Origin of the sequence: Streptomyces sp. NPDC001933 (assembly GCF_042890955.1) — a bacterium.
In the GTDB taxonomy this organism is placed as follows: Bacteria; Actinomycetota; Actinomycetes; order Streptomycetales; family Streptomycetaceae; genus Streptomyces.
In genome coordinates, this window is the sequence record NZ_JBIASS010000002.1 from 491,125 (window position 1) to 514,202 (window position 23,078).

Annotated in this window: 6 protein-coding genes (1 of these 6 running past the window's edge); all 6 read right to left on the reverse strand. The window is 73.1% G+C overall.

What is annotated here, in order from left to right:
- Tightly spaced (each overlapping or abutting the next), the 6 genes in view from ACFYY7_RS07035 to ACFYY7_RS07060 form a layout consistent with a single transcriptional unit that may run on beyond the window.
- Complete coding sequence (locus tag ACFYY7_RS07035; protein WP_388658063.1) at nt 1-657, reverse strand: 4'-phosphopantetheinyl transferase; 657 nt, start codon at nt 655-657, stop codon at nt 1-3.
- The gene (locus ACFYY7_RS07040) at nt 654-1,358 is read right to left on the reverse strand and encodes a hypothetical protein (RefSeq protein ID WP_388658066.1); all 705 of its coding nucleotides are present in this window, start codon (nt 1,356-1,358) and stop codon (nt 654-656) included. Before ACFYY7_RS07040 ends, ACFYY7_RS07035 begins: the two co-directional genes overlap by 4 nt.
- Nucleotides 1,355-2,104: a hypothetical protein gene (locus tag ACFYY7_RS07045; RefSeq protein ID WP_388658068.1), complete on the reverse strand. Its 750-nt coding sequence runs from the start codon at nt 2,102-2,104 to the stop codon at nt 1,355-1,357. Before ACFYY7_RS07045 ends, ACFYY7_RS07040 begins: the two co-directional genes overlap by 4 nt.
- Nucleotides 2,101-2,949 (reverse strand): ATP-binding cassette domain-containing protein, encoded by an 849-nt coding sequence (locus ACFYY7_RS07050; protein ID WP_388658071.1) that lies wholly within the window; start codon nt 2,947-2,949, stop codon nt 2,101-2,103. The genes ACFYY7_RS07045 and ACFYY7_RS07050 overlap by 4 nt, the downstream gene beginning before the upstream one ends.
- Nucleotides 2,946-14,351 (reverse strand): SDR family NAD(P)-dependent oxidoreductase, encoded by an 11,406-nt coding sequence (locus ACFYY7_RS07055; protein ID WP_388658074.1) that lies wholly within the window; start codon nt 14,349-14,351, stop codon nt 2,946-2,948. Before ACFYY7_RS07055 ends, ACFYY7_RS07050 begins: the two co-directional genes overlap by 4 nt.
- Nucleotides 14,344-23,078: the 3' portion of an SDR family NAD(P)-dependent oxidoreductase gene (locus ACFYY7_RS07060; protein WP_388658077.1), read on the reverse strand. 4,582 nt of this gene lie beyond the right edge of the window; the window shows 8,735 of its 13,317 coding nt (coding positions 4,583-13,317); the start codon falls outside the window, past its right edge — the gene reads right to left on this strand; its stop codon occupies nt 14,344-14,346. The genes ACFYY7_RS07055 and ACFYY7_RS07060 overlap by 8 nt, the downstream gene beginning before the upstream one ends.

Sequence of the window (23,078 nt, forward strand, 5' to 3'; positions counted from 1 at the left end):
TCAGCCGGTCACCGTGATGGCGGAGAGCACGTGGGTCTCCGTGACCAGCCAGCGCCCGGCGAAGGACTGCAGTTCCCTGCCGCCGACCCACGGGCCGGGAACCCTCAGTCCGGCCTGAAAGGTCTGTCTCCCGGGCTCGAATGTCAGCTCTACGTCCTCCCATTCGAGCCACCTCCCCGTCAGCGGGAACCAGGTCTTGTAGACGCTCTCCTTGGCCGTGAAGGTGAGCCGGTCCCAGTGCACGTCCGGGCGGTCCCGTCCGAGCTCGGTGACCCTGGCCCGCTCGGACGGCAACGTGATGCGCTCCAGCAGTCCTTCCGACAGAGGTTCATGGGGTTCGGCGTCGATCCCGACCGATGCGATGTCCCGGCTCCTGGCCAGAGCGGCGCCGCGGAATCCGGGGCAGTGGGTCATGCTGCCGACGGTCCCGTCGGGCCACTGCGGGGCACCACGCTCCCCCGGCAGGACGGGGCGCGGCGCCAGACCGAGTCCGGCCATCGCCACCCTGGCGCAGTGCCGCACCGTGGTGAACTCCTGGCGCCGTCCGTCCAGCGCCCGGGCGATCACCGCGGACTCCTCGGGGAAGAGGGTCGCGCAGGCGGGATCCTCGTACGCCACGGCACTGACCACCTCGGCCGGCAGGATTCGGTCGATCACAGGGCCCGCCGCCGGAAGCGCCGGGCCGCGGCGGCGGTCACCGCCACGTGGAACACCACGGAGACGGCGCAGACCGCGGCAAGGCCGGCCCCCTCGCGGATCTCGAACGCCCGGTACGTCCAGTAGCCGGGCAGCACCCCGAGCACCCGGCCCCACGCTCCGGGAAGTGCGCTGCTCGCGGCCGGAACGGCGGCCAGGAAGAACAGTCCCTTGAACACCGTCAGGCCCTCGATCTTGTTGTCGGCCATGGACACGGTGATCAGCGTCCCGAGCGGCCCGCCGAGCGCGCACAGCGCACCGAGCAGCAGCACGACGGGCGGGGAATAGGACACCAGCCCCGAGCCCCGGATGACGAGCAGGGCGAAGAGCAGTCCGAGGACGGCAACGGTCACGAGCCGGTAGGCGAGGAAGCGCCAGGCCGCGATGGGCAGCACCCGGAAGGCCGTCGTCAGGTCCTGGTCCCGCTCGTCGAGCATGATGAAGGACATCATCAGCGCGGGCAGAAGGCCCGACACCGCGCAGAACAGGGCCAGCATCGCCGGCCGGTAGTCGGCGGCGCCGGGCACCTGACGCTCCAGCAGCGGGACACCGAAGCGCAGCACGGCCACCAGCAGGAGGGGCACTCCCAGCAGCACGGCCACGGTCCGGTCACGGACGATGTTGCGCAGGTCGTTGGCCCACACGGCTCGTGCGGCCCTCATCGCGCCCTCCCCTGGCCCCGTACCGAGGTCTCGAACGCCCGTCGGGCCCATTGGAAGGCGGCTGCCACCGCGCAGCTCAGGTACGCCACCGCGTAGACCGCCTCCCAGCCCGGCCGCGAGGCGAAGGCCGCTTGCAGCAGGACCAGTGAGGCCTGCGTGGGGATCAGGTAGTGCAGCCAGGAATCCACCATTCCGAAGAGGTCGAGCAGGGGCAGGTTCATCGGTACCAGGAACAGCGGCACCAGCAGCAGGTACTCGTTGAGGGTGCGGGCCCGCGACACCCCCGCCAGCCCGATGAAGACGAACAGGAGGGAGGTGAGGGTGAGGGAGGCGACCAGCGGGACGATGCCGGTCCGCGACCCTCCGCCGGCGAGCGCCATCGCCGTGCCGCACGGCACGGCGATGAGGGTGAGCGATACGGCCTTCGACCAGAGGTACTGCTCGGTGGACAGCGGGGTGACCAGCACGGCCTGGAGGGTGCCGCTGCCGCGCTCGAAGAGGACCAGCACCCCCACGAAGAGGAAGCCGATCATGGTCGGGTCGGAGAAGAGGATCGAGACCAGCAGCTCGTCCGATCTCCCCGCCCCGAGGACGCGGAGGGCCACCGCGTAGAGCGCGGTCACCAGGGCCGCCACCGTGACGATGTGGTAGCGGAGTTGGAGGCGCAGGTCCCAGCCGACGGCTCGGACCAGCACCTGGAGGGTCCGGCGCCCGGTCGGGGCGCCGGAACCGGCGCGCGTGCTCACATCAGCCTCCTGCCGGTGGCCTCGACGAAGACGTCCTCCAGAGTCGGCTCCTGGGAGTGGACGGACACCAGCCGGCGGCTGCGCAGCAGTTCCAGGAATTCCTGGTCCTCCCCCAGCGAATCGAGCGGGAACTCCCGCGAGCCGGTCGTGTCCCCCTCCTCGTACTCGACCGTCAGCCGACGGCGGGCGCCCTCGGCGCAGAGCTCCTTCGGGGAGCCGGTGAGCCGGATCTCGCCGTCCACCAGGAAGGCCACCCGGTCGCAGAGTTCGGCTGCGTCGTGCATGTTGTGGGTGGTGAGGAAGACGGTCTTGCCGCGTGCTTTCTCCTGGAGCACCAGGTCCTTGAGGAGCCGGGCGTTGACCGGATCGAGGCCGCTGGTGGGCTCGTCCAGGAAGAGCACCTGCGGGTCGTGCAGGACGGCTCGGACGAAGCAGAGCCGCATCTTCATCCCCTTGGAGAACTGGTCGATGCGGTGGTCGGCGTATTCCTCCAGACCGACCTTGGCGAGCAGCGCCCGCGGGTCGGCCGTCGCGCCGTAGAACGAGGCGAAGAAGCGCAGGTTCTCCAGTGCGGTCAGCTTCATGAAGTGGTTCGGCAGCTCGAAGCCGACGCCGATCCGCTCGTAGTATTCCGGTCCCTGCTCGCGCAGTTCGCGCCCCATGACCCGGACCTGACCGGTGTACGGCTTGAGAAGGCGGATCAGGATCTTCTGGGTGGTGCTCTTGCCCGCACCGCTCGGGCCCAGAAAACCGAACACTTCGCCGGGGCCGACCTGGAAGTTCAGGTCCTGGAGGGCGGCGGAGCCGGACGCGTAGCGGTAGGAGAGTCCCTCGACCTCGATCACCGGGCCTCCCCGGAGACAGCAGTGATCACGCAGTGCGCGTGGTCGGAGAGGTCCGCCCCCAAAAGGCCGTGGACCTCGGTCTGCTCGAACCCGGCCAGGCTCAGGGCGTCGAGCCAGTCGGCGGCCGGGAGCACGGTGGCCGGGGTCCTCGCGGTCAGCGTGTGGAAGTCCAGCGACCGGGTGGCCTCGTTGATGACGAGGGTGCCGCCCGGCTTGAGCAGGCGGCGGCACTGTTCCAGGACGTCCTCATTCGGCGCTCCCCCGTCCAGGGCCTGGCCGATGACCACCAGGTCCAGGGTGTGGGGCTCGAATCCCTGGGTGTCCGGCCGCTTCTCCACGGCATACGGGGCGAATTCGGCGAAGGGGTACTCGGCGGCGAACAGGCGCCGGGCCTCGCGCACGGCCTCCGCGCGGCTGTCGGTCTGGAAGTACCTGACCCGGTCGGCGTGGGCCTTGAGCGCCCGCAGGGCCGGCTCGGTCAGCGAGCGCGACCCGGTACCGGTCTCCAGGACCTGCACGGTCGAGTAGCGGAAGCGGCGGGCCGATCGGCCGACCCTCTCCTCGATCAGCTCGGCGGTCACCCGGTCGCAGTAGGCGCCCAGCGGGCTGCCGAGCCCGCGGGCCCCGGCGGGCTGGTGGGCGTACGGGCGCAGGAGGTCCCCGGTGTCACGGTGCCCGGCCAGGATGTCCGGGAGAGCGGCCTGGCTCTCGGTCAGCAGGGTGATGTGACCGGCAAGACCGGGGTGTTCGGCGGTGAGCCGGTCCACCTCGGCCTTGATGCCGGCCTCCCCGTCGGGGAAGGCCGCTCCGGCGAGCTCGGCGTTCACGGTGACCTGCTCGTCGTCGGCGGCCAGCAGGCCCTCTCGGGTGAGGATGTCCAGGTCGGCCCGGAAGAGGGCCTCGTGCTCGGGCCGGACGTCGAGCTTCCCGGACAGCGCCGCCCGGGTGATGCTCTCCCCGGCGGCCGGCAGCGCGCCCGTGGCCAGCAGCCGGTCGGCGAGCAGCCTGCGGCCGAAGCCGGTCACCTGCTCCAGGGCGTCCTCGAAGCGGGACTGCTCGGCGCGGTTGATCGCCGGCTGCTCCTTGAGTGCCTGCTCGATCTGGCGGAGCGCGACGCTCAGGGTGGGCTCTTCCAGCATGTTGAGGTGGTCGCTGTCGAGTTCGGTCACCCGGAACTCACCCGCGATCAGCTCCCGCCACGGGGTGAGGTAGTCGTACCCGTCGAGGATCTGGGTACGCCGCCAGTAGATCTCGCTCGCCTGGCCGGTGAAGCCGTCACCCGCCTTGAAGAAGGTCACGTCGGAGGCGGTGTAGGGACGCATCTCGTACGTCTGGTAGAGGCCCGCGGAGTGCTCGGCGCAGATCAGGCCGCCGCGCAGGTACAGGTAGATGTCGTCGGCGGAGATGGGCCTGCCGCTCCTCTCCTTGGCAAGCCTGGCCAGCTCCATCAGCTGCAGGCTGCGCGGCAGATGGGCCACGTCCTCCTTGCCGATGGCGAGTTCCGGGTTCTCCTTCAGGTCGAGGAAGTAGTTGGTCATGTAGAACTGCATGAAGTCGTCGTCGTACCTGTCGTTGTGACGGTCGAACACCTCCTGGGTGGCCGGGTACGTGTCGAACATGATCAGGTGGCGGATCTCCTCCCCCTGCTCCTCCAGGCGGCGAGCCATCTCCATCGCCACCAGGCCGCCGAACGAGTAGCCGCCGAGGACGTACGGGCCTTCGGGCTGCACCATCCGGACACACGCGATGTAGTGGTCGACCATCTCGTCGAGCATCTGCGGCATCGAGTGCCCGTCGGTACCGCGGGTCTGGAACGCGTAGAACGGGTACTCGGGACCGAGCGCCCGGGCGAGGTTCGCCACCGAGGCGGCGTAACCGGCGGCGCCGGGGACCCAGAAGGAGGGCTGCCGTGAACCGCCGGCGTTCAGCGGAATGATCTCGGCGGGCAGCCGCGGCTGCGCGACGGCCCTGGCGGGCGGGGTGGCAGCCGAGATCGGGGGCGGCGTCGCCGGCCCGCGGCCGGGCCGGGGGAACTCCGCACCGATGAACTCGGCGAGGGAGCGCAGGGTCGGGTACTCCACCAGAGCCGAGAAGGGCACCTGGCTGCCGAAGCGGTCCTGCACCGACTGCATGATGCCCACGCTGAGCAGGGAGTCGACGCCCATCTCGCGGAACGTGCGGTCCCCGTCCATCTCGGCGGCGGACAGCTTGAGCTGCTCGACCAGGAGCTCGCGGAGCTCGTCCTCGATGGAGGCGTCGGCGGGTACGGCCGCCTGGGCGTCGGCGGGCACGGTGGCCCGTACGGGTGCGGACACGGCAGCCGGCTCGACGGCGGCTTCCGCGGTGGGTGCGGGGGCCGCGGCACCAGGCACGGCGGCCCGTGCGGCGCCGGCCTTGGCGGCCGGCGCGTTGAACCAGTAGCGCTTGCTCTCGAACGGGTACGTCGGCAGGGCGGTCCGCAGCGGGACGCCGGGTGCCGCGGCCGGGCGGAGAGCCGCCCAGTCCACGTCCCCGCCGAGGACCCACTCCTGGGCCGGCAAAACGGGCTCGGCCGCCTCGGATTCCGCAGGACGGCGCCGCTGGACGCGGTCCCGGAACACCTGGGGGTGGCTCAGGTCGCCGCGGGCCACCTCGGCCAGCCGCTCGCTCAGTACGCCGAAGCCGGACGCGACCACGGCCAGCCGCTCGTCGAACGCCTCACGGCCCTCCTGCAGGGTGAAGGCCACCGTGTCGATGCCGGGCCGCGTGTCCGGCGCGGCCTCCCATGCCGTCAGCCGCTCCAGGAAGCGCGTCACCGTCCGGTCGAGCGCCGCGGCGTTCCGTGCCGAGAAGACGAACACGCGGTCGCCCTCCGGCACGGAGCCGGCCGGGGCGGCCTCGTCGGCCCGGTACTCCTCCAGCAGGACGTGCGCGTTGACACCGCCGAATCCGAAGGCGTTCACCCCGGCCCGCAGCGGCAGTTCGCGGCCGCTCCCGTCCACGGTCCGCTGCCACGGAACGGTGTCCGCGACGACGTGGAAGGGGCTGCGGTCCAGGTCGACGTACGGGTTGAGCTCGTCGAAGTGCGCCATGCCCGGGAGGGTCCGGTGCTTCAGGGCGAGGACCACCTTCAGCAGTCCGGCCATGCCGGAGGCCGGTTCCAGGTGTCCGAGGTTGGTCTTCACCGATCCGATGCCGCAGTGCGGTCCGGTGGCCGGCTTGCCGCCCCGCGCCCGGGCCAGCTTGCGGAACGCGGACTTGATGCCGTTCACCTCGACCGGGTCGCCCAGCTCCGTACCGGTGCCGTGCAGCTCCAGGTAGCCGATGCTCTCCGGGCTCACCCCGGCCTCCTCGACCGCGGTGCGCAGCAGCGCCGCCTGAGCCTCGGAGTTGGGGGCGGTGAGCGAGGCGGCGCGTCCGCCGTGGTTGACGGCGGTCCCACGGATGACCGCGCAGATCCGGTCGCCGTCCGCGACGGCCCGGCTCAGCGGCTTGAGGAGCACGACGCCCAGGCCCTCGCCCTTGGCGAAGCCGTTCGCGCCGCGGTCCAGGGTGCGGGTGCGGCCGTCAGGCGAGAGGACGCCCATCGCGGCGTCCGCGACCGCGGAGTGCGGGGCCAGGTTGAGCCCGATTCCGCCGGCGATGGCCAGCGTGCTCTCGCCGCTGCGCAGCGACCGTACGGCCCGGTGGATGGCGACCAGCGAGCTGGAGCAGGCGGTGTTCACCGGCTCGCTCGGGCCGCGCAGGTCGAGCAGGTACGAGATCCGGTTGACGGCGATCGCGTGCTCGTTGCCCAGAGCCACCTGGACGTTGAGCAGGCCGGCCTCGTGCAGCAGGTGCTGGTAGTCGCTGAACTGGATTCCGGCGAACAGTCCGACGTCCTTGCCGGCGAACTCCGAAGCCCGGTAGCCGGCGTCCTCGATCGCCTCCCAGGCCGCCTGCAGCAGCAACCGCTGCTGCGGGTCCATCAGTTCGGCCTCCACCGGGGAGATCCCGAAGAACAGGGGGTCGAACCGGTCGGCGTCATCGATGAAGGCACCCCAGCGAAGCCCACGGCGGTACTCCGGAGACAGGTCCGCGCCCTGCTCACGCCAGTCCCAGCGGTCGGCCGGCACCTCGGTGACGAGGTTGCGCCGCTCACGCAGGTTGTCCCAGAACGCGGCGAGATCCGGCGATCCGGGGAAGCGGCCGCTCATACCGATGATGGCGATGGGCTCCCCACTGCCCTCACCGGCGGCCCCCGCCGCCAGGATGGACGCCGGGGCAGGTCCCGGTGCGGGCACGACGGCCGCGGGCGCGGGAGCGGACACGGACCCGGTGGCGGGCGCCGGGCTCGGGGCGGACGCGGCGGGCGCGGGCGGCGCGGCGGGCGGGGCCGTCATCAGGGTCCGGACGGTCGCCTCGATCTCGTCTCCGTACTCGTCCAGCAGCCAGTCGACGGCGCCGTCGATGCCGGTGCGCTCGAAGAGGACGGCAGGGGAGAAGGAGACCCGGAAGCGGTCGGCGATCGTGTCGGCGAGGCTCTTGAGCGACATCGATTCGAAGCCGAACTCGCCCAGGGCGGTGCCCGGTTCGAGCCGGGCCGGGTCGATTCCGATCGCCGGGGCCGCGAGGGCGACAAGGTCCCGTACCAGCCAGGAACGGATGTCCGCGACGGGGGCTGCGGAAGGGGTGGGCGTCATGGAGGGTTTCGGTTCCTCGGTTTCGGGGCGCCGCGCCGGGGGCTGCGGCAGGGAACGTGCGGGCTCCAGCCAGTGGCGATCGCGGGCGAAGGGGTAGCCGGGGAGGCTGATCCGGTGCCGGACGGCCCCGGCGTGGAGGCCGTGCCAGTCGATCTCCGCACCCTCCGTCCAGAGCCGGGCCAGGCTCTCGGGGCTCTCGGTCCCCTTGGCGGCGGGTGACGGGGTGGTGGTAGTGCGGGTCCCGAGGTGGAGGGGACCTTCGGGCTCTTCACCGGCGGCGAAGGCCCTCAGCCGTTCGACGGCCGCGTCGAGGCTCTCGACGACGAAGGCCAGCCGCTCGGGCATCGCCTCCCGTCCCGTCTGGAGGGTGTACGCGACATCCGCCAGCCGGGGCCGCCGCTCACCTGTCGGACCGACGTGCGGCGAAAGGTCGTCGCCCTGGCGGTCGATCAGCCACGCGGCGAGCTCGGCGACGCTGTCCACCGCGTCGGGCAACTCGTCCGAGCCCACCCGGTGGCTCTGCGCGATCGCGGTGCCGAGGGCGGCGCGGGCCACCTCGTCCATGCCGCTCTCGCGCAGCGAGTCGTCGGGGAGCAGATCGCCGTCGCGCAGCCCGAGCAGGCCGCGTACCCGGCCCAGCAGATCGGTCACCAGCCGGTCGCCCGCCGCGTCGGCGCCGGGGGCGCCCCCGGTCGAGTCCAGGTACACCGCCAGCCGCGCGGCCGCCTCCCGCAGTCGCTCCGGGGTCTTTGCGGAGACCACCAGGACCTGCGGTCCCAGTGGGTCGTCGGCCGGCTGGGGGGCCGGGTGCTCGGCCAGCACCAGGTGGGCATTGGCGCCGCCCGCGCCGAAGGAGCTGATGCCCGCGATCCGGCGGCCGGGCCCGGAGGGGGGCAGCTCCCACGCGGTCAGCTCGCGCTGTACGTGGAACGGCGAGCCGTCCAGGTCCAGGTGGGGGTTGAGCGGCTCGGAGTGCAGCGACGGCACGAGGGTCCGGTGGCGCAGCTGGAGGATGACCTTGGTGACGGCGGCGATGCCCGCCGCCGACTCCAGGTGGCCGATCGCCGACTTGACCGATCCGATGGGTATCCGGCCCGATCCGGTGGGCCGTTCTCCGAAGGCGTCGGTCAGGGCGGCCACCTCGATCGGGTCCCCGAGCGCGGTACCGGTGCCGTGCGCCTCCACGTAGCCGATGTCGGAGGGGTTGGTGCCGGACCCGCGCAGGGCCTCTGCGATGACGGAGGTCTGCGCCTTCGGGTTGGGCACGGTGTAGCCGTTGGTCTTGCCGCCGTGGTTGATCGCGCCGGCGCGGATCACCGCGTGCACCGTGTCGCCGTCGGCCAGCGCGGCGGCGAGCGGCTTGAGCAGCAGCGCGCCGACTCCCTCACCCGGAACGTAGCCGTCGCCGTCGGCACCGAAGCTGCGGCAGCGTCCGTCGGACGCGGCGAACCGGGTGAGGCTGAGCTGACGGTACTTGTTCGGGTGCAGGCTGAGGTTGACCCCGCCGGCCACCGCGGTCGTGGACTCGCCGCGCCGCAGGCTCTCGCATGCGAGGTGGATGGCGGTCAGCGAGGACGAGCACATGGTGTCCAGCGCGATGCTGGGCCCCTGGAAGCCGAAGAAGTACGAGGCGCGGTTGGCGATCGAGGCGTACGAGGAGACCGGCATCCGACCGTCCTCGGCCGCGCCGAGGAGCTGGTACTCCCCGTACATCACGCCCACGAAGACCCCGGTACGGCCACCGCGCAGCGTGGCGCGGGTGTAGCCGGCGTCCTCCAGCACGTGCCAGACGGTCTGCAGGAACAGTCGCTCCTGCGGGTCCATCATGTCCGCTTCACGGGGCGCGATGTTGAAGAACAGCGGGTCGAACTTGTCGATGTCCTTGAGGAATCCGCCCCACTTGGAGTAACTGAGGCCCGCGCCGCCCTCGGGGTCGTAGAAGCCGTCGAGCGGCCAGCGGTCGGCCGGGATCTCGGAGACGCAGTCACGTCCTCCGCTGAGGTTGCGCCAGAACTCGTCCAGGTTCTCGGCCATCGGATAGCGGCCGCTGACGCCGATCACGGCGATGTCGTCCGTGCGGTGTCCAGCCGGCGGAGCCGTGGCGGCCGGCGTGGGTGTGCCGGCCCGGGTGGGTGTGGTGGTGGCCTGCGGAGCCGTGGCGGTCTGCGCGGCCGGTTCGGCGGGCTCGTTCGGCAGCCGGCGGCGCAGGGCCTCGCCGTGCCGCTCGGCGAAGTACCCCGCCAGCTCGTCGAGGCTCTGGTACTGGAAGAAGAGGGTCTTGGGCAGCGCTCCGAACTCGTCCTCAAGGCGGGCGGAGAGCCGCATCACCAGGACCGAGTCGATGCCGAAGTCCTCGAAGGGCGCGGCGGGGTCGATCCGGTCCGCGGGCAGCCGCAGTTCCTCCGCGAGGAGCTGCCTCAATACGCTGACGGCCGGCGCGCGCAGTTCGTCGCAGCCGCCGGCCGGGCCGTCCGGGGCGGCCGCGTCGCGGCTCCCCCGCCGGAGTGCGGCGCGTATCTCGGCGGGCCGCCCCTTGACCAGGAGCAGGCGCGGCTCACCGAGGGTCAGGGCCTCGTCGAAGGCTGCCAGGCCCTCGTCCGCGGTCAGGGCCGCGACCGCGCGCCCCGTGGCGCTGCGCTCCGCTTCCACAGCGGCTCCCATGCCGCCGGCCCAGGCCGGCCAGCCGATCGAGACCGTGGCGCCGCGACGGAGTCCCCCGGCACGGAGGTTCTCGCGGACCGCTGCCAGCTCGTCGAGGAAGGCGTTGGCGTAGGCGTAGTCGGCCTGGCCGATGTTGCCCAGGGAACCGACCACCGACGAGCAGAAGACCATGAAGTCCAGCGGGTCCTCGCGGGTCAGCCGGTCGAGCAGGACGGCGCCGTCCACCTTCGGCGCGAGCACTTCGCGTGCCGTCTCGGGGGTCTTGCGGATCAGGAACGAGTCGCGCACCGCACCGGCCGCGTGGATGACACCGTGCAGCCCGCCGAAGCGGCTCCGGGTCTCGGCGAGCACCCGCTCCAGCGCAACCGGATCGGTGACGTCGGCACGCATGTGGACGACCGCCGCCCCGCCGGAGCCGGTCTCCCGCAGTTCGGCGGCGAGCTCGGGGCCGGGTTCGGAGCGGCCGACCAGGACCACGTTGGCCTGACGGGACGCCAGGTGCCGGGCCAGCGTGCGGCCGAGGTGGCCCGCACCGCCGGTCACCAGGTAGGTGCCGCCCGCGCGGACCACGGGTGTAATCGCCGGGGAACCGGTGGAGGCGATCTCCTCGAACTCCCGGCTCTCGGCGGTGCCGTCCGGACGCAGTCGCAGCTCCACCGGCTCGTCGGCGAAGGAAGCCGCCAGCAGCAGGTTCCAGGCCGGGGACCGGCCGTCGGTCAGGTCGGTGCCGGCCGGAAGGCCGATCGTCCGGATGCGCAGGTCCGGGTTCTCCAGGCGGGCGGTGCGGGCGAAGGCGCCGAGCGCGGCCCACTGCGGCAGGGCCGTCGCCCCGTCGACCGGGTGGGCGATCCGGATGGTGGCCGGGCCGTGTCCCCGCTCCTCGCCGAGTGCGCGGACCAGTGCCAGCAGGGCATGGAAATTCCGGTCCGTTTCGGGCGCGCCCCCGTCGTGGACGGACCGGCCCGCTCCCCAGAGCATCAGGATCGTACGGGGGGTCCCGCTCGGCCGAAGCGCCGTGAGGAGGCGGCGGTAGTCCTGCACCGAGGACGGATCGACGGCGAAGTTCCGGTCGTCCACCTGGTGGAACTCCCCGGCGGGCGTGGCGAGCACCACCGTGTCGCCGGGATGCTCGGTCCGCAGGGTGGCGGCCGCCCGCCCGTCCAGGTCGAGGACGAGGACCGGGCCCGGCTCGGTGGCCCGCGCCGGGATCTCGGCCGCCCGCCACACCGGGCGATGGCGGAGCAGTTCGGCGGCCGGCGCGGCGGGTGCCGTCGCCGCGACCGTCAGTCCGCGGAGCGAGGCCAGCGGCCGGTCTGCCTCGTCCGCCAGCCGGATGCCGATGGTCCCGTCGTCCGTGTGGACGAGGTGTGCGTGACACGGCGAGACCAGGGGGGCGTGCAGGACGACCTCGTCGAGCGCGAACGGAACGCGGCGCCCGCCGGTTCCGTCCTCGTCGAGGCCGATCAGCGACTGCAGCGCGCCGTCGAAGAGGGCCGGGTGGATGCCGTAGCCGGACAGGTCCGCAGCGAGTTCCGGGGTGAGCCGGAGCCGGCTGAGCACCTGCCGTGCGTTGCTGCGCAGCTCGCTGACCACCCGGAAGCCCGGTCCGTATGTGAAGCCCATCGCTTCGAAGCGGCGGTAGCACTCCTCGCCGGTGACGACCCGGGTGAGCGAGCCGGACAGGGTGCCCGGGTTCGCGGAGACGGGTTCGGCCGGCTGGTGGGCGGTGGGGCCGAAGTGCAGCGTGCCGGTGGCGCCGGGCGCCGCGTCCGGATCACCGTGCACGCGGATCTCGTACCGTAGCTCCGCTCCGGCGGGAACCAGCCGTACCTCCAGGCCGGCAGGTGCGTCGGCCGGCAGCGGGCGGTGCCAGGTGACCCCGGAGATCCGGGCCACCGCGCCCCGTCCGGCGAGCGAGCCCGCGGTCCTGGCCATCTCCAGCGAGACCATGCCGGCCAGGACGGCCTTGCCCTCGATGACGTGGTCGGCCACCAGGAAGCCGTCCGCGGCGAGCCGGAACCGGAAGCGCAGCTCGCCGTCCGGGCCGTCGGCCAGCGGCTCGGGGACCAGGGAGTCCCTCTGGCTCACCCGGTCCGCGGGGGTGGCCGCCTGCGCCGCCCCCTCCAGCCAGTAGCGGTCACGGGCGAAGGGGTAGGTGGGCAGCGGCACGCGGCGGCCGCGGCCGCCGGGGAAGAACAGGTCCACCGGGAGCGGCAGCCCGCGCTCGTACAGGCCCGCCGCCCGCTCCAGAACGGCGCGGCGCTCTCCGGCCGGGGCCAGTTCGTCCCGGAGGGACTGGAGGTTCCGCTCGTGTTCGGCGGCGCGCAGCGGGACCGGTCGCTCGCCGGGCAGGGAGCGTCGGCGCTGGATGGCCTCCCGCAGCTCGGCAGCGTCGCGGGCGGCGAAGGCCGCCCGATGGGAGAAGTGCTTGCGGCCGGCGTGCAGGGTGTAGGCGATGTCGGCGAGGGACGGCTGGTCGCCCTCCGCCCCGAGCCGGGTGTCCAGGTCGGCGAGCCGGCGGTCCAGTGCCTCGGCCGTCCTGGCGGACACCAGGACCAGATGCGCGGATCCGTCGGCGGGTGCCGTCGCCGCGACCGGCGGCTCCTCGACGACCACGTGGGCGTTGGTGCCGCTGTAGCCGAACGCGTTGAGCGCCGCCCGGCGCGGGGCGCCCTCCCGGCGGGGCCACGGGGTGCTCTCGGTGACCACGTGGAACGGCGTCCCGGCGAAGCCGATCCGCTCGTTCTCGGTCTCGAAGTGCAGGCTCGGCGGTATGAGTTCGTGCTCGAAGGCGAGCAGCGTCTTGATCAGTCCCGCCATGCCGGCGGCCTGGCCCGTGTGCCCGATGTTGGTCTTGACCGAGCCGATGGCGCAGAACTGCTTGCGGTCGGTGTACTCGGCGAAGGACCGGCTCAGGGCCTGGATCTCGATCGGGTCGCCGAGCGGGGTGCCGGTGCCGTGCGCCTCGACGAGCGAGATGGTCGACGGGTCGATGCCCGCCCGCCGGTACACCGAGAGCTGGAGCGCGGTCTGGGACTGCGCGCTGGGGGCGGTGATGCCGTTGGTCCTGCCGTCCTGGTTGGTGCCCACGCCGAGGATGACTCCGCGTACGTGGTCGCCGTCACGGATCGCCGCGTCCAGGTCCTTGAGCACGACGACGCCCACGCCGTCGCCTGGCACGAAGCCGTCGGCCGTGGCGTCGAAGGCCTTGCACAGGCCCTCGGGCGACAGCATGCCGCCCTTGCCCGCCGAGAGGTGGAAGCCCGGCCCGACGAACAGGCACACCCCGCCGGCCAGTGCCATCTCGCACTCGCCGGACTCGATCGCCCGGACCGCGAGATGGAGCGCGACCAGGGAGGAGGAGCAAGCAGTGTTCAGCGCCATGCTGGGGCCGCGCAGGTTGAGCAGGTACGAGATCCGGGCGGCCAGGATCGCGGTGTCATTGCCCAGCAGCACCTGGGCGTCCGCGTCTGCACCGGAGCGGTGCGAGTCCGTCGGGTAGTCACTGGCCGGGGAGCCCGCGAAGACCCCGCAGTTCAGGCCGGAGACGGCGTCGCCCGCGTACCCGGCGTCCTCCAGGGCGGTCCAGCAGCCCTCCAGGAAGAGCCGCTGCTGCGGGTCCGCGAGTTCGGCCTCCCGTCCGGAGAGGTTGAAGAACAGCGGGTCGAAGGCCGCCGGGTCCGCTATGAACCCGCCCCAGCGCGAGTTGGTCCTGCCCGGGACACGCGGATCGGGGTCGTAGTAGAGGTCGGCGTCCCAGCGCTCGGCAGGAACCTCCCCTACGGAGCAGACACCGTCCGCCAGGCTGCGCCAGAACTGCTCGGGCGTCTCGCCGCCGGGGAAGCGGCAGGAGAGGCCGATCACGGCGATCCTGCGGGCCGCTCCGGCGGGGGACGTCGCAGTCGGTGCGGCGGGGGCCGGGACGCCGTCAGCCGGAGCGGACGGGCCCGGCCCTGCGGACACGGCCGGAGTACCAGCCGCCGCCCCGGCGCGCAGCTCGCGCAGGCGGCGCTGTCCCTCCGCCGGCGAGATCTCCTTCGCCTCGACCAGCTGCAGGATCCGCTTCAGGTCGCTATTCACTCACTCGCTCCAGTCGGGCGTAGATCTGGTCTGCCGTCAGCTCTCCCGCGGCCAGCCGCTCCAGCAGCGCGGCCTCGGGGTCCGTGTCGGTGTCGTCGTTCTCGTCGTCGCGTGCTGCGACGGGGGTGCGGGCGGCGCCGGCGAGCGCCGGCGCGTGGTCGTCGCAGACGTGCTCGGTGAGCTCCGCCAGCGTGGGGTGGTCGAAGAGCGCCGTGGTCCTGAGGTCGGTGCCGAGCCTCGCGTTCAACGTGTTGACCAGCTCGACCAGGATGATCGAGCTGACCCCGAAGTCGATGAACGGACGGTCCGGGTCGAGTTCGGCGTCGTCCCTGCCCAGGGTTTCGGCGATGCTCGCGGCGAGGAGGTCCCGGACGGCGGCCCGGTCGGGCCCGGCCGGGGCGCCGCCGGTGGCGGCGACCGGCGGGTGCTCCGCCGCGGCGGCCCGGGGCCGCCGGTCCGCGACCAGCACGTGCTGGCCGAGGCCGTCGGCGGAGCCCTCCACCGGGGAGTGGACGGCCGTGGTGCCGAGCCCGGCCTCGGCCAGCAGCCGCTGCCAGGTCGGCACGTCCGCGAGCGGGGAGCCCGGAATGCGCAGCGCCCCGTCCTCGCGGAGCCACCAGCCTTCCAGCAGGCCGAAGGTGAGCGTGGTGAACGGCGTGAACCCGGTGGTCTCGCTCAGCACCAGCCGGCCGTGCTCGCCGAGCAGCAGCGCGACGTGGGCCAGCGTGCGCCGCAGGTCCTTGGTGGCGTGCAGCACGTTGGCCGCCACCACCAGGTCGAAGCTGCCCTGCCGGAAGCCCTGGTCGAGCGGGTTCTGCTCGATGTCGAGGCGGGCGAAGGTCACGTACGGGTGCTGGGCGCCGAACCGGCGCCTGCCGTGGCGCAGGAAGGCCGCCGAGAGGTCCGTGTAGACGTACTCGACGTGGGCACCGTACGGGGCCACCGCCGCCAGTACCCGCTCGGTGGTGCCTCCCGTGCCCGCACCCACTTCGAGGACGCGGATCCGGGCCCCGGGCGGGCGGCCCGCGAGATGGTCGCCGACCGCTTGCGCGGCCTGCTGGTTGAGCCGGTCGGAGAGCGGATCGCCGCGGTAGATGCGTTCGACCCGTTCCATCGAGGAGCCGGGGAACATCACCTCGGTGGGGTCCGTCTCGCCCCGGAGCAGCTGCGGGTACTCGGCCAGGCAGGCCGTCAGCAGGTCGGTGTGGGCGGCTACCTCGGGGTGCTCGGCGGTCAGCTGCTTCGCCTCGGCCGCGAGGTCACGGCGGGGCAGTTCCTCGACCGCCCGGGTCGCCAGCAGGCGGTCGCCCTCGCGGGCGAGGTACCCGGCACCGGCCACGATCCCCAGGAGGGTGCCGAAGAGTTCGTGGTGTCGGGGGACGATCGCGAGATCCGCGGCCAGCCGGGCCGCCGAGCGCTCCTCGCCGGCGGCCCTGAAGGCACCGAGCTCTTGGAGCGAACGGGCGGCCAGGCTCGCGCCGAGGGCGTTGAGCCCGGCGTGGGCGCGGAGCAGCCGCTCGCCCGGTGTCCCGTCGCCGGCCTCGTCCACCACGCCGAACCGGCCCAGGACGCGCTGTTCCGCCTTGAGCGCCATGGCCTGCGGTATCCGGTGGGCCAGAACGGTCTCCAGTGCCGCCATGCCCTCGGCGACGCCGATGGAGTGCACGCCGAGGGCCTCCATCCGCCGTCGGTAGCCGGCCTTGGCAACGATGCCCACCTCGCCCCAGTAGCCCCAGTTGACGATCCGGGCCGGAACTCCGGTGGCGGCCAGGGCGGTGGCGAAGGCGTCCTTGAAGGTGCAGCCCGCCGCGTAGTTGGACTGTCCGAGGTTGCCGCTGAAGGAGTTGGCGGAGGAGAAGAAGACCAGGAAGTCCAGGCTCTCCGTCCGCAGCGCCCTGGCCAGCACCAGCGCGCCGCGCACCTTCGGGGTGAGGGCGGCCTCGAAGGCCGCTTCGTCGAGGCCGTCGATCCTGCCGTCCCGCAGGACCAGCGCGGAGTGGAAAGCCCCGTGGATCGCCCCGAAGCGCTGCTTGGCGGTGGCGACGGCCGCGGTCATGGCCGCGTCGTCCGTGCCGTCGGCCCGGACGTACAGCCCGCGCCCGCCGGCCGCCTCGATCGCCCGCAGCTGCTCGTCGATCGCGGCGGAGTGCGGGCGCCGGCCGACCAGGACCACCCGGGCCGCCGCGCGGCGGGCCAGGTGGAGGGCGAGCTCGGCGCCGATGCCGCCGGCGCCGCCGAGGATCAGATACGTACCGCCGTGGCGCAGCGGTGTGCCGGCCGGGTCGGCCGGCTCGGCGGCCGCCAGCACCCGGGTCCACCGGCGGCCCTGCCGCAGCACGGTCTCATGGCCCTCGGGGTGGCCGGGTTCGGCCACCACGGCTTCCGCGACGGCCTCGCCGTCCTCGGCGAGCTCGCGCAGGCCGAGGTCGAGGCAGCCCACCTGCCAGGACGGCTGCTCCTTGGCCAGGGAGCGGGTGAATCCGAAGAGGGCGGCGGCGGACGGCCGGGGCTGCTCGCCAGGTGTCAGGGCGTGGCCGTCGGCGGTCACCGAGGTCAGGGCCGTCGCCCGCTCGCCGGCCCCGCCCGAGAGCAGCGCCTTGACCAGGCGGAACAGTGAGCGCAAGCCGAGTTCCTGGCTTCGTTCCGCGGCCGCCAGGTCGAGCAGGTCCGCGCCGGGGTCCTGGGGCAGGCCGCCGAGGAAGTAGACCTTCTGCGGCTGCGGCAGTCCTGCCAGTCCGGCCGCGAGGGCCGACGGGCCGGCCGCCGGGTCGAGGCGGAGGACGTCCACCCGGGCGCCGCGGTGCCGCTCGGCGATCCTCGCGGCGAGCCCGTGGTCCTGCGGCGGGGCGATCACCAGCACGGGGGCGGTCCCGTCTGCCGGGGTCGGGGCCGGGCAATCGAGCTCACTCCACCGCGGTACGTAGAGCCGGGTGCGTACCGGCTCCTTCAACTCACGGTACGAGAAGCCCTCGATCACGATGCAGGGGCGGCCCTCGGCGTCGACGATCGACACCGAGCACTCCCCCTCCCGCGTCTGCCGGACATGGGCGAAGCACTCCGCCGGCACCGGGCGCAGCACGTGGATCTCGTCCATCGCGAACGGCACCTGCGGGCGCTGCCGGCCCCCGCTGTCCGGCTGGAGCGCCGCGACGGTCTGGACGGCGCCGTCCAGGATGCCCGCCGGGATGTCCGGTCCGGCTCCGTCGTGGACCAGCGCGGCCAGCGCCTCGGTCCCGCCCCGGTGGATCTCCCGCACGGTGCGGAAGTGCGGACCGTAGCGGATGTCCATCCGGGTGAAGAGTGCGTAGTGGCCCTCCGCGGTGAGGCGGTCCGGGCAGGTGGCCCGGACCGCGGCGAGGTCCACCCGCCGGTCGGGGCCGGCGCCGGTCCGGGCCGTGCCGCTGCTGAACACCGTGGTGGCGCCGCCGGGTTCGGTACCGCGCACCTGGAAGGAGTAGCGGCCGGCGCCCTCGGACCGGATGCCGATCTCGATCTCACGGTCGGCCTCGACGAACAGCGGCCGCAGCCAGACCGCCCGGGTCAGCGTGACCGGGCCGTCCCCGGCGAGCTCGCGCAGGTCGTGGTGGACGAGCGAGAGGTGGCCGGCGGCGGGCAGCAGCGGCCGGCCGTCGACGACGTGGTCGCGGATCAGGGGCTGGTCCACCGCCAGCCGGTGGCGGAAGACGTGCTCCTCGCCCTCGCGCGGGGCGGGGCGGGCGGCCGGTGCGAGCGGTGCCGCGGGCGGCGCGGTTCGCGCGGGAGCATCCGTCGTACCGGGCACCCAGTACCGCTCGCGGGCGAAGGGGTAGGTCGGCATCGGGATCCGGCGGCACGGCTCGCCGTCCCGCAGGGAGTCCCAGTCGAGCTCTTCGCCCTCCAGATAGCGCTCCGCCAGGTCGGCTAGTGCCCCGGCAGGCAACGTTTGCCCGTCAAGGAGCGGCGTCCGGTGCGTGCTCTCGGCGTGCCGGCCGGAAGTCCTCGTACTGGACGTACTTGGGCTTTCGGCCGGTGCGGCGAGAGTGCGTGCCGGGCGTCGTGACGGGGCGAACGTTGCCTGTTGGGGCACTAGCGGTCCGGTACCGGCCCCCGGCCCCCGGCCCGAGCGCCGGTACTCGGCGATCAGTTCGCGCAGCTCCTGCGCGGAGCGGGCGACGAACACCGCCCGGACCGTGAAGTGGGAGCGGCCGGCACCGAGGGTGTGGGCGATGTCGCGCCACTCGTGGCGGGTGCTTTCGGCGGCGAGCCAGTCGTACAGGGCGCCCAGCCGCTCGTCCAGGGCACGCTCGGACTTGGCCGATACGGGGCAGAGCCGCCACCGGCCGGGCAGCTCGGCCGGCCGGACGGGCAGCGCCGGGGCCTCGCGCACCACCGCGTGGACGTTGGTGCCGCTGAAGCCGAAGGAGCTGACCGCCGCGTGGCGCGGTCCGCCGTCCAGCGGCTGCGGCCACGCGGTCAGTTCGGTGTTGACGTAGAACGGGCTGTCCGCGAAGGGGATGTAGCGGTTGGGCGTGTCGAAGTGCAGGGACGGCGGCAGCTGGCCGTGCTTCAGGCTGAGCAGGGTCTTGATGACGCCCGCGACCCCGGCGGCGGTCAGCGTGTGGCCGAGGTTCGACTTGATCGAACCGATCGCGCAGTATCCGGTGCGCGCGGTGGCGTCCCGGAAGGTGGTGGTGAGCGCCTCGATCTCGATGGGGTCGCCGAGCCGGGTGCCCGTGCCGTGGCACTCGACGTACCCGATCCGGTCGGGGTCGATGCCGAACCGCCCGTACACCGCCTGCTCCAGCTGCTGCTGGGCGGGCATGCTGGGCGCGGTGATGCCGTTGCTCCGGCCGTCCTGGTTGGCACCGGAGGCGGCGATCACGCCGTGGATGTGGTCACCGTCCGCCAGAGCCCTTTCGAGGCTCTTGAGCACCAGCACGCCGACGCCCTCACCCGGGACGAACCCGTCGGCACAGTCGTCGAAGCTCCGGCAGCGGCCGGTGGGCGAGAGCATCCCGGCCTTGCTGGCCAGGATGTGCAGCTCGGGAGTGCTCAGTGCGGCCACGCCACCGGCCACGGCCAGCTCGCAGCGGCCCGCCCGGATCGCCTCGCAGGCCAGGTGCACGGCCATCAGCGAGGACGAGCAGGAGGTGTCCACGGCGAGGCTCGGGCCACGCAGGTTGAGGTGGTAGGAGAGACGGGAGGAGAGCACGGCGGGGTGCGTCCCCATGAAGGTGTACCCCTCCACCGGGACCCCGCTCTCGCGCAGCAGATGGTGGTAGTCGCCCATGGCGGTGCCGACGAAGGCATGGCACTCGGTCCCGTCCAGCATGCGGTCGGAGTAGCCGGCGTCCTCCAGGGCCCGCCAGGCCTCCATCAGGTAGAGGCGCTGCTGAGGGTCCATCAGCCGTGCCTCGCGCGGCGACATGCCGAAGAAGTCGGGGTCGAACCGGTCGATGTCCGCCAGGACGGATCCCCACTTGCCGTACGTCTTCCCGGGAGCCTGCGGGTCGGGGTCCCAGTGGTGGTTCACGTCCCACCGTTCGGCGGGGATCTCCCGGACCGAGTCCCGGCCGGCGGCAAGGTTGGCCCAGAGCTGGTCCAGGTCGGCCGCGTCGGGGAAGCGGCCGGACATGCCGATCACCGCGACGTCGCCGGGGGCGACGACGGCCGGCGCCGCGGGAGCCGCCGTGGCGGGAGCCGGATGCGCGGCCGGTGCCGGCTGCACGGCCGGCGCGGTGGGGGCGGTGGGCACGGGTTCGGCGACCGGCTCGGCGGGCAGCCGCAGGCCACCGGCCCGCGTCACGTGGTCGGTGAGCCCACGCAGCGTGGAGTAGCTGAAGAAGTCCGTCGGCTTGAGCTCCGCGCCGAGGTCCCGGTTGATCCGGTCCACGATCTCGACCGCGAGGACGGAGTCCACCCCGAAGTCCGAGTGCGGGACATCCGGACCGAACTCTTCGGCCGGAATCTCCAGGACGGCCGCCATGGACTCGACGATGACCTTCCGCACTTGCTCCCACGGGGCGGGCGCCGGTGCGACGGCCGTGATCGGCACCGCCGGCACGGTGGCCGGAAGCGGCGCGGGGTGTGCCGGCCGCGCGAGCGGAGCGGGGGCCACGGCCGGCCCGGCCGACGGGGTGGGCGCGGGCGGCGCGGACGCGGCGGGCGTGATCGGCGCCGGTGCCGGGGTCTCTGCCGGGACGGGCCCGGTCGGCAGGCCGGTGTCCATGTCCTCCGGCAGCCAGTACCGGTCGCGGGCGAAGGGGTACGTGGGCAGCGACACCCGGCGCGCACCGACGACGGGCGCCGGCGCGGACGCCGCCGAGTCCAGACCGGACGCCCAGAGCCGGGCCAGCTTGCCGAGGTCTCCGCTGCGCTGCACGGCTGCCAGGAACGCCTCGCCCTCGTCGCCGTCCAGCAGCGAGCTCCACGGCCCGGCCTCGGCGCTCGCCGCCCGGCCGCGGAACAGCCCCGGCACCTCCTCGCCGGCGCAGAACCGGCGGAGCATGAGGGCCAGTTCGGACACGTCCGAGGCCACCAGGGCCAGCCGCTCCTCCTGCGGCTCGCGTCCCGCCCGCAGCGTGAAGGCGATGTCGCCCAGCCGGTACGTCGACGGGGCCACGGCCGCGGCCGACACCTGGCCGGCCAGGGCCCGCAGGGTGCGGACCTCCGCGAGTGTGGCGGGGGTGATGTCCACTTCGTGGGCGTACTGGAGCCGGTTCGCCAGCTCGGCCAGTGCCGCGGCGTCGAAGCCGAGGTTCTCCAGGTCCTCGTCCGGCGAGATCTCCGGTCCCGCGACGCCCAGGACGTCTCCGGCGAGCGTCCGAAGACCCGTCAGAACCTCCTCGCTCGCCGGCGCGCCCGCCGGGCCCACCCGCTCGGCCAGGTCGGCTGCCAGTCGCATCAGCTGGGCCTCGGTGCGGGCGGACAGTGTGATCAGTTCGGGGCGTTCTTCGGCTGCCACAGCGACCTCCCGCGGCTGGTACTGCTCGACGATGACGTGGGCGTTGGTGCCGCCCGCTCCGAAGGAGCTGACGGCAGCGATCCGGGGGCGTTCGCGCCCGTCGGCCGTCCGGGCGGGCCAAGGCTCCAGCGTGCGCTGCACCCGGAGTCCGGAGCCCTCGAAGACGACGTTCGCGTTGAGCCGTTCGGCGTGCAGGGACGGTGCCAGCTCGGCGTGCCGGAACTGGAGCAGGATCTTGGTCAGACCGGCGATGCCGGCCGCCGACTCCAGGTGGCCGATGTTCGACTTCACCGAGCCGATCGGGCAGTCGGACGTGCGCGGGGAGCCCGCGTGCGCGAACGCCTTGACCAGACCGGCGACCTCGATCGGGTCCCCGAGCGAGGTTCCCGTGCCGTGGGCCTCGATGTAGTCCAGGTCCGCCGGGTCCACTCCGGCGGTGCGCAGGGCACGGCCGATCACGTCGCTCTGGGCGACCGGGCTCGGGACGGTGTAGCCGTTGCTCCGGCCGCCGTGGTTGACCGCGCTGCCGCGGATGACCGCGTAGATGTGGTCGCCGTCGGCCTCGGCCCGGCTCAGCGGCTTGAGCAGTACCGCGCCGACGCCCTCACCGGGCACGTAGCCGTCGCCGCCATCCCCGAAGCTGCGGCAACGGCCGTCGGTGGAGGCGAACTTGGCCTGGCTGATCTGGAGGTACCGGTTGGGGTGCAGGATCGCGTTGACGCCTCCCGCGATCGCCTCGTCGCAGTCACCGAGCCGGATACTCGCGCAGGCGAGGTGGAGCGCCGTCAGCGACGAGGAGCACATGGTGTCCAGCGCGAGGCTGGGGCCGGTCAGGTCCAGCGTGTACGAGACCCGGTTGGCCACCGAAGCCGACAGCGAGCTGGGGATGAAGCCCCGGGCCTGCATGGCGGGGTGGGCACCGTAGAGCTGGTACTGGGCGTACATGACCCCGACGAAGACGCCGACCCGGCGCCCGGCCAGCGAGGCACGGCTGTGCCCTGCGTCCTCCAGGGTGTGCCAGGCGGTCTCCAGGAACAGACGTTCCTGGGGGTCCATCAGCTTCGCCTCGCGCGGCGAGATGTTGAAGAACAGCGGATCGAAGCGGTCGACGTCGCGCAGGAAGCCGCCCCACTTGGAGTAGCTCTTGCCCGGGGTGTCCGCGGCGGGGTCGAAGTACCGGGAGTGGTCCCAGCGCGAGGCCGGGATCTCCGTGATGCAGTCGCGGCCCTGACGCAGGTTCGCCCAGAACTCGTCCAGGGTGTCCGCCATCGGGTAGCGGCCGCCGAGGCCGACGACAGCGATCGGCTCGTCGTGCCGCTCGCCGCCGCCGGCCGTGCGGACGGCCGCGGGTACCGGTGCGGCCTGGGCCGGTGCGGCAGGTGCGGTCTTCGGCGAGGTCTGCGGTGCGCTGCCGAAGCGGGCCGCCACGGCGTCCGGGTGGGTCTCCACCAGGTGCGCGCAGAGGTCCGCCAGACACTGGTATTCGAAGAACAGCGTCTTGGGCAGCGCTCCGAACACCGTCTCCAGGTCTCGGGTGAGGTTCATGACCATCACCGACTCGAGCCCCAGCCGCTCGAACCTCGTGCGCGGGTCGAGACGTTCGGCCGGCAGCTTGAGTTCCGCCGCCACTGTGCGGGTCAGGTGGCTCAGCAGTGCCTGCGCCGCGGGCGCGAGATCTGGACGTGGCTCCACTTCTCTCGTTTCGATCGGCGGCGAGGAGTCCGCGGAGGGCTCCGCGGCCGGGGCGGTCGGGGCGGCCGGCGGGGCGGCCGGCCTCGGTCCGT

Excerpts from the sequence above, each read along its gene's own strand:
- ACFYY7_RS07040 (WP_388658066.1), bottom strand. The coding sequence starts at position 1,358 with ATGAGGGCCGCACGAGCCGTGTGGGCCAACGACCTGCGCAACATCGTC.